This is a genomic window from Rhodoferax sp. TS-BS-61-7 (assembly GCF_002943465.1).
GTDB lineage: Bacteria > Pseudomonadota > Gammaproteobacteria > Burkholderiales > Burkholderiaceae_C > Allorhodoferax.
Window position 1 is genome coordinate 267,066 of the sequence record NZ_PTQY01000001.1, and the last position, 13,542, is coordinate 280,607.

Annotated in this window: 12 protein-coding genes; 10 read left to right on the top strand and 2 right to left on the bottom strand. The window is 55.5% G+C overall.

Annotated elements, in window-relative coordinates:
• The first annotated feature begins 63 nt into the window (after positions 1-63).
• The 9 genes from C5F53_RS20740 to C5F53_RS01255 are packed head-to-tail and all read left to right on the top strand — an operon-like array spanning position 64 to position 10,998.
• Positions 64-693 (top strand): GspH/FimT family pseudopilin, encoded by a 630-nt coding sequence (locus tag C5F53_RS20740; RefSeq protein ID WP_105259516.1) that lies wholly within the window; start codon positions 64-66, stop codon positions 691-693.
• The gene (pilV, locus tag C5F53_RS01220) at positions 684-1,283 is read left to right on the top strand and encodes a type IV pilus modification protein PilV (protein WP_105259517.1); all 600 of its coding nucleotides are present in this window, start codon (positions 684-686) and stop codon (positions 1,281-1,283) included. The genes C5F53_RS20740 and pilV overlap by 10 nt, the downstream gene beginning before the upstream one ends.
• On the top strand, positions 1,280-2,281 hold the full coding sequence (locus tag C5F53_RS01225) for a PilW family protein (RefSeq protein WP_105260348.1): 1,002 nt from the start codon (positions 1,280-1,282) through the stop codon (positions 2,279-2,281). Before pilV ends, C5F53_RS01225 begins: the two co-directional genes overlap by 4 nt.
• A complete protein-coding gene (locus C5F53_RS01230; protein ID WP_105259518.1) occupies positions 2,281-2,967 on the top strand; it encodes a PilX N-terminal domain-containing pilus assembly protein in 687 nt (228 codons plus the stop codon). The genes C5F53_RS01225 and C5F53_RS01230 overlap by 1 nt, the downstream gene beginning before the upstream one ends.
• An 11-nt stretch (positions 2,968-2,978) precedes the next feature.
• On the top strand, positions 2,979-8,069 hold the full coding sequence (locus tag C5F53_RS01235; protein WP_105259519.1) for a PilC/PilY family type IV pilus protein: 5,091 nt from the start codon (positions 2,979-2,981) through the stop codon (positions 8,067-8,069).
• A complete protein-coding gene (locus C5F53_RS01240) occupies positions 8,066-8,542 on the top strand; it encodes a type IV pilin protein (protein ID WP_105259520.1) in 477 nt (158 codons plus the stop codon). Before C5F53_RS01235 ends, C5F53_RS01240 begins: the two co-directional genes overlap by 4 nt.
• Positions 8,511-9,173 (top strand): hypothetical protein, encoded by a 663-nt coding sequence (locus C5F53_RS01245; protein WP_146097264.1) that lies wholly within the window; start codon positions 8,511-8,513, stop codon positions 9,171-9,173. Before C5F53_RS01240 ends, C5F53_RS01245 begins: the two co-directional genes overlap by 32 nt.
• Entirely contained in the window at positions 9,169-10,314 is a 1,146-nt protein-coding gene (gene ribD, locus C5F53_RS01250; protein WP_105260349.1) for a bifunctional diaminohydroxyphosphoribosylaminopyrimidine deaminase/5-amino-6-(5-phosphoribosylamino)uracil reductase RibD, read from the top strand. The genes C5F53_RS01245 and ribD overlap by 5 nt, the downstream gene beginning before the upstream one ends.
• A gap of 54 nt (positions 10,315-10,368) precedes the next feature.
• Positions 10,369-10,998 (top strand): riboflavin synthase, encoded by a 630-nt coding sequence (locus tag C5F53_RS01255; protein ID WP_105260350.1) that lies wholly within the window; start codon positions 10,369-10,371, stop codon positions 10,996-10,998.
• 40 nt (positions 10,999-11,038) lie between these two features.
• Here C5F53_RS01255 and C5F53_RS01260 read toward each other — a convergent pair whose 3' ends face one another.
• Positions 11,039-11,698 carry a trimeric intracellular cation channel family protein gene (locus tag C5F53_RS01260; RefSeq protein WP_105259522.1) on the bottom strand — a complete coding sequence of 220 codons (660 nt, stop codon included), beginning with the start codon at positions 11,696-11,698 and terminating at the stop codon, positions 11,039-11,041.
• 28 nt (positions 11,699-11,726) lie between these two features.
• On the bottom strand, positions 11,727-12,413 hold the full coding sequence (gene rpiA, locus C5F53_RS01265) for a ribose-5-phosphate isomerase RpiA (protein ID WP_105259523.1): 687 nt from the start codon (positions 12,411-12,413) through the stop codon (positions 11,727-11,729).
• Positions 12,414-12,458: 45 nt separating this feature from the next.
• Between rpiA and C5F53_RS01270 the strand changes: the two genes are divergently transcribed.
• Entirely contained in the window at positions 12,459-13,538 is a 1,080-nt protein-coding gene (locus C5F53_RS01270) for a quinone-dependent dihydroorotate dehydrogenase (RefSeq protein ID WP_105259524.1), read from the top strand.
• The last annotated feature ends 4 nt before the right edge of the window (positions 13,539-13,542 follow it).

Genomic DNA, 13,542 nt, shown 5'->3' on the forward strand with positions numbered 1-13,542 from the left:
AGTGGTAGCACACCAGCGATAACCGGGCATACACCTGCCGCGCACACTTTCTATACTCTGGGCATGTCCGCCCACAGTCCCAATAGCCCCAACCGAGTTCCTTCCCGCGCGCAGCATCTTGGCCTCGCGTCAGGCGTCACCCTGATTGAGTTACTGGTCACAGTGGCTATTTTGGCCATCATTTTGGCCATTGGTGTTCCTAGCCTGCGAGAAATGCAGGTGCGCAGCCAAGTAGGAAGTATTACCTCGGACTTTGCAAATGACATAGCAAGGGCGCGGACAGAGGCAATTACAAGAAACAGCTGCGTCGCTATCTGCACCTCCATCAATACCGCAAATGCTTTGACTGGCGGGACTCCCACTTGTGCTGCTGCGGGGAACACCAACTGGCAAAATGGTTGGATAGTTTTTGCGAATCCGACATGCTCTAACGCACAGAATAACCCGACGACAAATGGTTCAACTTTGATTGCAGTACGACAAGCTGGAGACACTAACTTCACCCTTGTTGCAAACACACTCCTCCGGCGCCTGACGTTTGAATCCAGAGGACTAACGGCGGCCGGGCAAAGCAACTTCACGCTTGGATATGAGCCCGAAACTGTAAGCAGCCCACATTATCGATCCATATGCATCAGCTCATCTGGACGAGTAACGACCAAGCAATATGCAGGAGTTGACGCATGTCCATGAGCAACCAGCGCGGTGCGGGATTAATTGAGGCACTTGTTGCCATTTTGGTGCTGTCCATAGGTTTGCTGGGCATGCTGGGCATGCAAACAGCGGCACTCAAGTACGAGCAATCGAGCTGGATTCGCAGCGCCCTGTCTTCCAATATTGCCAGTTTGGCCGACCGCATTCGTGCGAACTCTGGCTCTTTGGCTACTGCCTACAACTACACACGTACTTACGCTGAAGAAAGAGCCGCCATTGAAGCCAGCGCGACTTACTTCGACCCAGCGAAAGACTGTGACACAACGACCTGTGATGCGGCAGAACTAGCAACTTACGATTTGCTTGTTTGGCGCAGGGATTTGGATCAACAACTGCCTGGGGCAACCGGGTTTGTCGTGCCAACGGGCACCAAAGGTGTTGATCTGCGTTTTTTGGTCACCGTTGCCTGGTATGACAAAGACAATGTGGATGCTGGTGTTTTGCAATCTCCTGCCGCCTGCACAGCCGCAACAACAGGTGTGGCAGCACGTAATTGCTGCCCTGCGGCGGTGGGAGCCACTGCCGACTTAGTTGGGGTCCGCTGCGCCAACCTGGAGATGGTCCCATGACTCATGCGCACATGTACCCTCGCGGGTGGCATCGACAAGCCGGCTTGACTTTGGTGGAGTTGATGGTGAGCTTAGTCATCAGCCTCGCCATTGGTTTGGCTGCCGCTACGGCTTACTTGGCAGCTAGGAGCACCGCAACTGCCATGTCCAGCGTTTCTGTGATTAATGAAAATGCGAAGCTGGTTTTGGATATGGTGGGCCGGGAGCTGCAAATGGCAGGATACTACCCAGCCATCATGTCAAACGGCTCTGCAAGCACCAACCTGATGGGTGGGTTCAGCAACACTAAAAATCCTGCAGTAGTCGCTTATAACCAAGGGCTGTTCGGCTGTGATGGCGCTCGCTTCAACCCGGTAACCGGAGACTGCCCGGCGGCAGTGGCTAATGCGCCTGATTCTGTGGTGATTAATTATTTTGGTATCCCAGAGTTGGATTCAACCACGACGTTCTCTAGTGGTTTTGACTGCCTGCGGCAGAGCGTAGCTCTAGACGCTAACAACGCCGCTCAAATCGTCGCAGGGCGACCTCGCTATATCTCTAACCGGTTTGGACTGGTTGCCAATAATTACACCGTGCAGGGCCCAGGCACCACAGACCGCGCGGTTGCCACGATGAGTTTGGGTTGCAACGGAAATGGCAGAAACCCGGAAGACAGCGTCTACCAACCTATGTTCGAAGGCCTGGCAGACATGGCATTTCGCTATGGCGTTCATAACGGCACAGGCAGTTTGTCGCCGGAAACTTACCATACTGCAGCTGAGGTGTCGGCACTGCCCATTGCCGCCGGCAAAACCGGCTGGCAACGCGTCACCGCGGTTCATGTCTGCCTTTTGACACGCACCATGGAAAACTCTCGCACCCAAGACGCCGCAGGCGTCAATCGTACCTACAACGACTGCCGGGGAAATACCGTCGCCTACGATGCGGCGGACCGCACCATCTTCAAACGCTTTGAGCGTGTCTTTGCGATTCGCAATAACCTGAATGGGGTGTATTGATGCACCGCACTGACCAAATGCGCTCCAGTACACAAGGCATTGCGCTGCCCATGGTGCTGATGTTTTTGCTTGTGATCACTATCCTGGGAACATTGGGTATTAGGCATGCGACTATAGGCGAAACACTGACTCGCAATCAGTTGGATTATGAAGTTGCCCGGCAGGCGGCGGAAGCTGGTCTTCGTGATGCCGAACGCGACCTGATGCTAACGGTGTCCACACGGCTGCCGACCGCACTTTGCCCACGCAATGATGACCGGCCACTCACCGGCGCCTTGCGAGCTCCAAACTTTGACACCAACTGTCCGCGGGGTCAATGTCGGTATGAGCTGAGTTATTACGACACCAGCAATTACACAGCGGACCCCGTAATAAATCCTGAGCCTTGGTGGCCCACTACAGACGACAAAAATGGCCGCTGGGAAGGTGCTCCCGCTGGCCCCGCAAGCGCCAAGCCAAGCGATGCAGCAGGGCCAGACACTAACTGCACATTCGATGGATCTGTGCCACTAGGCACCTTCACGGGGGTAGCCCGATTGAGCGGCGTTGCCCGGCAGCCCGAATACATCATGGAATATCTCTCACGTGGCGATGACAAAGTGGTACGCGTTACTGCACGTGGATTTGGTGCCGATGTGAATACCGAAGTGGTAATGCAAAGTTATTTCCGCCCATTTTTGCGGTAAGGAATATTTATATGAAAACATTATTTACCCAACTTATTGTTGGTCTTGCTTTGTTAGCAGGCCAAACCGCAACTTGGGCCCAGTTGACGCCGGCAATTCCGCCGAATATTGTCACGTCGACACCTCGGCCGATGATCATGCTGAATATGTCGAAAGACCACCAGCTGTTTTATCGTGCTTATGACGAATTTTCGGATTTGGATGGCGACAGCCTTCCCGAGACTACCTATAAACACGCATTTACATATTACGGCTATTTCGACCCGTATAAATGCTACAACTACAGCGGGACAAGTAACAAATTCTCTCCTGCCAGCGTCAACACAGACAAATACTGCTCTGGCAATTGGAGCGGAAACTTTCTGAATTGGGCCACCATGACACGCATGGATGTGGTTCGAAAAGTGCTTTATGGCGGCCAACGCTCCACCGACTCCGCCAGCTCCACAATTCTTGAGCGCTCCAGCCTGCCGACCGATGCGCACTCATTTGCTAAATACTACAAAGGCAGTGACCTGACACAACTCACTCCGTTCTCTGCCACGCAGCTGGCGAGTGACAAAAATATTAGCGATTACGACAACAACAACGCCCGTCGTGTTATCCAGTATGTATCTGCAGACAACAAGCTACACCGCTTTAGCCCAGGCACCGTGCCCGCGGCAGCTGTAGCGAATACGTGCGAGAGCAAAGTGGATGCCTTTTTTGTCGACAACATGGATAGTCGACCGACCCAGTATCACTGTATTACGCATCGCATGGCATTTACGACTGCCTTTACCATAGAAAAAGGTGATCAAATTCGGGCCGTGAATGCCGACAACACTGCGCAATACATGGAAGGTTTTGCTGTTGAGGTGGATTTGGCCAACGGTTGGTTCACCATGGTGGTAGAGCCCTCTGGTTTTGTAGCGGCAACAGCGGTGACCATCAAAAAATGGAACATCAAAAACCTTACACAAACTTCTGCCACGATTTGTAACACCACACTCGGCAATAACCTGACAGAGAATTTGCCCTACAACAGCAACGCATCAACCAATGGTGATTCACATACCAATGTGAACCCTCCGCTTATGCGAATTGCCAAAGGCGACTACCAACTCTGGAATGCTAACGAACGTTGGCAATGTTATTGGAGTGGTGAAAAAGGGGCTTCCAACGGTAATAACGTGAGTGTGACTGGCTTGGGCGCCAGTGCAAGCAATCCCAGTAAATCAAACCAAGGTGTAGTTATTTCTGGCACTGGGCCTGACTTCATCGTACGGGTAGATGCCTGCGTCTCTTCTGCACTGATTGGAACCGAGAGCTGCCAAGAGTACCCCAGCGGCAACTTCAAACCCATTGGCTTGCTCCATGAGTATGGAGAAGGTAATTTGGCCGAATTTGGCTTGATGACCGGGTCATTTGCCAAAAACATTAGCGGTGGAACATTGCGCAGCAATATGCAGTCATTCCGTAATGAGGTGAACTACACAACAAACGGTACGTTCACCTCCACGCAGGGCATTGTTTACACCCTGAACAAACTGCGTATCTATGGATATAGATATAGCGATGGCAGTTATATAGGAGACGGCAACTGCACTTACCAACTGACATCGCTCTCGGATAATATATGTACTAGTTGGGGCAACCCACTAGGTGAGATGTTTGTGGAGTCGCTGCGATACTTGGGAGGAAAGACTGCGGCTAGTGCTGCCTATAACTATACCGATGCAGGCTCAAAAGATGCAGCATTAGGCTTGCCAAAACCTGCATGGATAGATCCTTTCACCAAAGGTGGCCCCACGGCGCAAGCCGCGGCAGAAGCCGTTTTTGGCCAAGGCCAATGTCGTGCGGTTAATGCAATTAACTTCAACGCAAGCGTCACATCTTACGATTCCAACGATCCCAATGACGCAGCTCAATGGGCAACATTTGGAACACTGCATACCGCACCCAATCTGGCTGCCCAAGTCAATATCATCGGCGTAGACGAAGGTATTCACGATGCAGCGAAATCGTGGTTTATCGGCAGCAATGGTGCGACCAATACGGGCAGTTGCACAGCCAAGGTAATTGACGGCGTAACCACAACCCTGGCTACCGCCAACGGCATTTGCCCAGATGCACCGTCTTATGCAGGTTCTTATGCATTAGCTGGCGCTGCCTACTGGGCACGAACCCATCCCGTTAAAGAGCCGTCAGCGGCAGACCTTAAAGCCAATAAAGATGCTTACAAGGTCAAAAGCTTTTCTGTAGCGCTGTCACCTGGCAAACCTCGTATCGAGGTGCCTCACCCAACGACTGCGGGTGCTAAAGTTGTGATCCAACCGGCTTACCAATTGCTGGTGGGTGGCAATGTGGGCAACGGAACCATTGTCGATTTCCGTGTGGTAGGGACACCCACAGCAACCTCGGGCAAGTACCTGATCGTGTGGGAAGACTCGGAGCAAGGCGGTGACTACGACAGTGACGTGTCTGGCATCTTGCGCTACGAGGTGGTAGGCAGCAAACTTTACGTCTACACCCGTGTGTTCAATGCGGCCACTGCCAACCCACAAGGTTTTGGATACACAATTTCTGGCACCACACGAGATGGTGTGCACTTCCACTCTGGCATCTTGGGCTACACGCGCGCAGATGCAGGGATGATCGTGACGCGGACTGACGGGACGGCACACGGGAATATCTTGAACGGTGGTTGCAACAATTGCCAGGTGAACCAGGATGAAAGCCGTGCCGAATACGACTTTGGCGTGACCGCAGCCAGCAGACTGGAAGACCCCCTGTGGTATGCCGCAAAGTGGGGCGGCTTCAGCAAGATGGAAGATCCAGATACCTCTACGCCCGACTCCAAAGAGTATTACCAAAAGCCTTTAGTAAACAAAGCCAATTGGGACGTAAAAAAATTGGATGGCACGTCGGGATCTGATGGTATTCCTGACAGCTACTTCTTGGCAGTTCGTCCTAGTGAATTAGAGAAGTCGCTGCGGTCCGCCTTCAATGCAATTGTGAGCGCATCAAATACTGCCCCTGCGGTTGCATCTGCCCAGATTCAGGCCGGCAGTCTGAAATACCTTGCCAGTTTTGATGGGGACGATGGGCACGGTGAACTTATTACATTCATGGTTCAATCAGACGGTACGTTCAATGTCAGCTTGAAAGATGGTGCGTTGGACCGAAGTATCTACCACTGGGCTGGCCATACCAAATTAACCCAAACTGCAGCGGCGGACCGTGTCATTATTACCAATAGCACTAACACTACTGGTGTTGCATTTAACTGGTCTTCTCTGTCGGATCCGATCAAAACAACCGCGCTTGGCGGAACAGATGCTACCGCCGAAGCGAAGTTGAATTGGTTGCGTGGAAGTCGTGTGAACGAAAGTCCAAGTGGCTTGCGCTTCCGCAAGCGCAATTTGAACTCCATCATGGGCCCGGTGGTGAACTCCAATCCGACAGTGATGGCCCCGCCTAATGCAGATTATTTTGGTGCTGCATTTCCTGGTTACGGTGCATTTGTTACCCTCCATAAAGCTCGCCAAAGTATTATTTGGGTCGGTACTGGTGACGGAATGCTCCATGGATTTGATGCAAGCTCCAACGCGACACAGGGCGGTACACCTGTCATGTCTTACGTGCCACAGTTGGTTCATTCCCGCCTGCAAGACTGGGTACAACCGGCCACCGAAAAAGTACAGTCTTTTGTAGACGGCTCGCCTTTCTCGGCTGATGTTTTGTTGGGTTCAACCGTAACATCATCCAGCGCTGCAGGTTACGACGCAGGTGCGCCTGCGCCAGCGGGTTGGAAAACCTATGTATTTTCATCCCTTGGCCGTGGTGCAAAAGGCATGTTTGCCCTGGATACAACCACTCCGAGCGCCTTGACCGAAGCGAACGCCGCTTCGATTTTCAAGTGGCAGTTTTCGGAGGCAGACGACACTAGTGGTGACCTAGGCTACAACTTGGCGCAAATCGGTAACCCCAGCCGGGTTTCTGAGGCGGCCTCCCCTGTAGCAAAAATGAACAATGGCAAGTTTGCTGTTCTGTTGCCCAACGGGGTCAATAGCACGAGTGGCAAAGCAGCTCTCTATATCTTGTTTGTTAATGGCCCCACGGCTGGAACTTGGACTACTGGCACAAACTACATAAAACTTGTAGCAGATGCTGGGCCCGCCAATGGTTTGTCACAACCGACCTGGATAGATACCAATAATGACGGTGTCGCCGACTACATTTATGCTGGTGACCTGAAAGGCAATATCTGGAAATTTGACGTATCCAGCTCAGATCCAAATGCTTGGGGCATGGCGTATGGCGGTAGACAGTTATTTACTACAAAGTCTACAGACGGCACAACCCGCTTGCCGATTACCACCGCACCTGAGTACCGCTTTCATCCTCTAGGTGGTGTGGTAATTAATGTGGCTACTGGCAAGTCCATTAGTAATGCAGATTTTCCTGATACCTCTGGAAAAATTAATGGAATATTTGGTATCTGGGACAAACCGATCTATAGCAGTCAAGCATATATTGACACGCCAGCTTTGCTAGATGATGCTACCAATGGTTTACCGCGTCTGCGATCACAACTGGCGGCCCGTTCAATGATCCGGATTACTTTGGACGATATAGATCCACTCAATGGAAAAGTAGGCGATGGCTACGTTACTGGAGCAGCCATTGACTGGACCAATAACAAAGGCTGGTATCTGAATTTCCCTGACTCAGGGGAGATGACCGTGAGCAATCCAGTTATCACACAAGGCTTGCTCTCAACAGTCTCCATCGCTCCCGCAGCCAGCAGTACAGAAGTGTGCTTCAAGGGGCCATCTGCATACGTGACCTTTTTAGACCCCATTTCAGGCTTGCTCGAAAAATCGGTGTTTGGCTCCATCACAATCAATGGCGTCACGTACCTTCTCGCCTCCATCAAGATTACTGACCAACGTGTTACCTTTGCGCGAGATGCGACCAAATCAGTGTGTGCGTCGGGCGAGGCAAATTGCACGCGTATCATCGGAGAGACTACTGACATCACAGCAGAGTCGGCGAATGCCTCTGCGCGTATTTACTGGCGCGAAATACCATCCTTCAAAACTAAGGCTCCCGAATGAAAGCAATATCTAATACCCGTGAAGGTGGATTTACTCTCATTGAGCTCATGATCACAGTAGCCCTTATTGGGATACTGGCATCTATTGCTTTGCCTTCCTACCAAGAATACGTCGCAAGGGGGCGCAGAGCCGAAATGAAAACTATATTGCTGGAAGCGGGCCAGTGGATGGAGCGCCATTATTCGGAAAACTACCGATACGACCAAAACACGGCCGGCTCAGCCATTGCAGACATATTCCCCGCGAACCTGAGCCGAGCTCCACGCGATGGCGGAGGTTCATACACCATCGGTGTTAGTGCCGCCGGTACTAGGACATTCACCTTGACCGCAACTCGGGTGGTAGGAGGGCCGCTGGCATCAGATCGCTGCGGCAACTTCAATCTCACAAACACAGGGGTTCGCTCCAATACCGGGTACTCTACAACCAGGTTTGCATCTGATGCAATTGCGGCAGCTGAATGCTGGCGTTAAAGACGAAGAGATGGTTTTACGCAGACAACTGCTGATCGCAACAACGCTTGCCGTTTTGTTGCATGGCTGTCTGGTTTTGATAGGCTTAGGGGGCAAGGGGCTCCCCTTCTCACAATTGCATACACCCGAGATAACCCTACAGACACCTCAGCCATGGATCCTGTCTATGGTTAAGGTAACGGAAGCGACTAACCACTCAAGCACAGAAGCAGTATTAGCCGAGGCAACAGGTAGTACGCCAGCTCAAGCCATGGATATGGCCCCACTCCAAGGAGCTTCGAAGCCATTGCTTGAAAAAGTACTCTCCGCCACGTTTACGGACGGATTCTCCAACAGCAAATACCTTTCTTTGGAGGAGACAGATATACCGGCATTACCTGCAGCCAACTGGATCCTGCCGCTAAAGAAGGGTTACCTCAACGAGGTAAGTTCCATCGTTGTGCGTATATGGATACAACAAAACGGCAGTATCACTGGGGTGGAACTGCTAGACGTGCGCCCTAGCCTCTTGAGCGAAAGCCAAATGCGGGAAGTCGTAGACTGGCTGGCAAGTACGCCCATGAACCCGGCTGTAAAAAATGGCGATACCGTCGCCAGCAAGCGCACCTTAGAGATTGCTTTTGAACATTGAACAACCTAGTCGGAAAGACCAGCAACTGCGCCTTGCGTTGGGTCGAGCGGAATCGGCTTTAAGGCTCACGTCCCCCAATCCCAAAGTGGGGTGTTTGCTCCTATCTTCCACGAATGTGATCATCGGCCAAGGCCACACCCAACGCGCCGGTGGTCCCCACGCCGAAGTCATGGCTTTGCGTGACGCAGTTGCCCAGGGCCACTCAGTGGTTGGCGCTACGGCCTACGTCACCCTGGAGCCCTGCTCCCACCATGGCCGCACCGGGCCTTGCTGTGATGCCCTCATTGCAGCTGGCATTAAAAAAGTGGTGGCCACCAACCTGGACCCCAACCCCTTAGTCAGCGGCCAGGGCTTTGCACGGCTTCGCGCCGCAGGGGTTGAGGTGGAAGTGTTGGCCCCCACCGATCCACTGGCCATCGCCTCGCGGGAGCTCAATATCGGTTTCTTCAGCCGCATGGTCCGCAAGACGCCATGGGTGCGCATGAAGGTGGCTGCCTCCTTGGATGGCACCACGGCGCTGGACAACGGTGCCAGCCAGTGGATTACCTCCGCTGAGGCGCGTGCCGATGGCCATGCTTGGCGCGCGCGGTCCTGTGCCATCTTGACTGGCATAGGTACTGTATTGGCGGACAAGCCGCGGCTGGATGTGCGCCTGTTGGAAACACCGCGCCAGCCCCATCTGGTGGTAGTGGACAGCGACTTACAAACGCCGCTGGATGCTCCTTTTTTTATAGCTGGTCGCGCAGTATTTATCTACGCTGTAGCCCAAAATGACGCCAAGCAAGCGGCGCTGGAGGCGCTGGGCGCCAAGGTGATTTACCTGCCCGGCCACAACGCCCAGGGCCAGCCCACGGGCAAGGTGGACTTGGCGGCCATGGTCAAAGACCTGGGCCAGCGCGAAATCAACGAGCTGCATGTGGAAGCGGGCTTCAAACTCAACGGATCGCTGGTGCGCGAAAGTTTGGTGGACGAGTTCGTGGTCTACCTGGCGCCCAAGCTGCTGGGCCAAGGCGCGGGCATGTTCAACATCGGGCCGCTGACCGAGCTGGCACAGGGCGTGGCGCTGGATTTCAAGTCCACCGAGATGGTGGGGCCCGACTTGCGCATCGTCGCGCGCGTGCAAGGGCGTGACGCCTTCTAGGGTTTTGCCACGGTGGGGACCAGCGCCCTGCCCATTCCCTGCGAAAATGCCACTATGTTCACAGGCATCATCACCGGCGTAGGCCGCATTTCCGCCGTCCAGGCTCTGGGCGAATCTGCAACCCATGGCAAGCGCCTCACGATTGAGACGCCCACCGGATATCTGGACGATGTGGGTTTGGGCGACAGCATTGCGCTCAACGGCGCGTGCATGACGGTCACCACCTTCGATGTGGCCCAAAAACAGTTCACCATCGACATCTCCGCCGAATCGCTGGACAAGACGGCCGGGCTGGACGCGCTGGGCCCCATTAACCTGGAAAAAGCCCTGCGCGCGCACGACCGCCTGGGCGGCCACTTGGTATCGGGCCACGTGGATGGCATGGGCACCGTGAGCCACTTTGCCCAAGTGGGCGAAAGCTGGGAGTTGCGCGTGCTGGCGCCCGTGGCGCTGGGCAAGTACCTGGCCTACAAGGGTTCTATCACCGTTAACGGTGTGAGTCTGACCGTGAACCGCATTGCCGATGTAGCGGGTGGCTGCGAGGTGAGCATTAACCTGATTCCGCACACGGTGGAAAACACGGCGCTGCACACGCTGGCCGTGGGCAAAAAAGTGAACCTGGAAATTGACCTGATTGCGCGTTATGTGGAACGCATGATGACAGCGCCCGCCGCGCAAAGCTAAAGCCCAGAAAAACCTACCCGAGGCAGACCTGGCGCTTGCCTCAATGGGCTCCTGAGCGCCATTCCGGCAAACTCCAACCACGCAACAAAGCCAGCACCCGCAATGCCGTGGCAGTGCCTGCAGCTGCCAGCGTGGCCAACCACAGTGGCCAGGTCAAAGCATAAGCCCCCACCATCACCCAGCCGCCAGCAAACGAACACACGGCATAGGGCTGGTGATCGCGAAACGCGCGTGGAATCTCATTACAGACCACATCACGCATCACGCCGCCAAACACGGCGGTCACCATGCCCATAAGCACGGCCACGATGGCGGGCATGCCCATCTCCAGCGCGATATGGGTGCCGCCAGCGGTAAACAGGCCCAGCCCCAGCGCATCGGGCCACTGCATGGCACGCTCAGTCGGTTCAAAGTGGCGTGCCCGCAGAAACAGCATGGCACCCACACACAACGCCAGCAGCGCCCATAGCCAGGTGGCGTGTTCCACCCAGAAGAAGGGGCGCCGGTCCAGCAGCACATCACGCAGCGTGCCGCCGCCAAAAGCAGTGAGTCCGGCCACCATGCACACGCCCACGGCGTCCAGCCGCTTGCGCGCCGCTTCCATAAGGCCAGACAAGGCAAAGGCCACTGTGGCAGCGGCCTCGATCGCGATGTGGGTGTTGGAGAGCGTGAGCACCTCGGCCAAATGGTTTACCGCCATGCCCTGCCCTCCGTGTTGAGAGAGAAGATTAGAACGTCAGCGTCTTCACGCCACTGGCCGTGCCCAGCAGGCAGACCTGCGCACGCTGGAAGGCGAACACGCCCACCGTCACCACGCCGGGCCACTGGCTCACTTCGGCTTCAAAAGCCAGCGGATCGGTGATCTGCAGACCGGTCACGTCGACAATCCACTGGCCGTTGTCGGTCACCAGCGACTTGCCATCCTTCTGGCGCACCTTGCCGGCGCCGCCCATGGCCGCAAACTGGGCGATGACGCGCTGCGTGGCCATGGGGATGACTTCCACCGGCAGAGGGAACTGGCCCAGCGTCTTCACCAGCTTGGACTCGTCCGCAATGCAGACGAACTTGGCGCTTTGCGCCGCCACAATCTTCTCGCGCGTCAGCGCCGCGCCGCCGCCCTTGACCATGTTGCCCGCACCGTCGATCTCGTCGGCCCCGTCGATATAGACCGAGAGCTTGTCCACCTCATTGCTATCAAACACGGTGATGCCCAGCGCCTGCAGGCGCTCGGTGCTGGCCACGGAGCTGGACACGGCGCCCTTGATCTGGTCCTTGATGGTGGCCAGTGCGTCGATGAACTTGTTGACCGTGGAGCCGGTGCCCACGCCCACAATCTCGCCGGGCACCACGTACTGCAGCGCCGCCTGGCCGACCAGGGTTTTGAGTTCGTCTTGGGTCAGTGCGGGTGTGCTCATAGGGGACAATCGAAGGAGTTGAAATCTGAAAGCAGGAATTATCCGATGTCTCTGGTGCCCTACGCCCTCGCCCGCAGCGTTTTGTTCAATCTGGACCCCGAAGTCGCCCACGACATCACCATGGCCGGCCTGGCCGCCACCCAGGGCAACCCGCTCAAGCTGGCCTACTGCAACAACCGCGTGGACGACCCCGTCACCCTGGCGGGCCTGAAGTTCCCCAATCGCGTGGGCATGGCCGCCGGCCTGGACAAGAACGCGCGCTGCATCGACGGCCTGGGCGCCATGGGCTTTGGTTTTGTGGAAGTGGGCACCGTCACGCCGCTGGCCCAGCCCGGCAACCCCAAGCCGCGCATGTTCCGCCTGCCCGCGGCCAACGCGCTCATCAACCGCCTGGGCTTCAACAACGGCGGGCTGGACGCCTTCATCGCCAATGTGCAGCGCTCCGCCCTGCGCCAGAGCAAGAATCCGTCCCTGCTGCTGGGCCTGAACATCGGAAAAAACGCCGCCACGCCGATTGAAAAAGCCACGGACGACTACCTGCTCTGCCTGGACGGTGTGTACCCGCACGCCGACTACATCACCGTCAACATCTCCAGTCCCAATACCAAGAACCTGCGCAGCCTGCAGAGCGACGAGGCGTTGGACGCGCTGCTGGGCGCGATTGCCGAACGCCGCGAGCAGTTGGCCCAAAAGCACGGCCAGCGAAAACCCATCTTCCTGAAAATTGCCCCCGATCTGGAGGCCGACCAGGTCGCCGTCATCGCCGCCACGCTCAAGCGCTACGGCACTGACACCAGCGGCCAGGTCAACAACGCCTGGGGCGTGATCGGCACCAACACCACACTGTCGCGCGAGGCGGTGAAGGGCATGCCGCATGCCGAGGAAACCGGCGGCCTCTCGGGTGCGCCCGTGCTGGAAAAAAGCAATGCGGTGATTGCCCAGCTGCGCGCCGCACTGGGCCGTGACTTCCCCATCATCGGCGTGGGCGGCATCATGTCTGCGGCCGATGCGGTCAGCAAAATCAAGGCCGGAGCCGATGTGGTGCAGATCTACACCGGACTGATCTACCAAGGCCCTGCGCTGGTAAGGGACGCGGCCCTGGCGATCAAAAATATGAAGAAATAGGGCT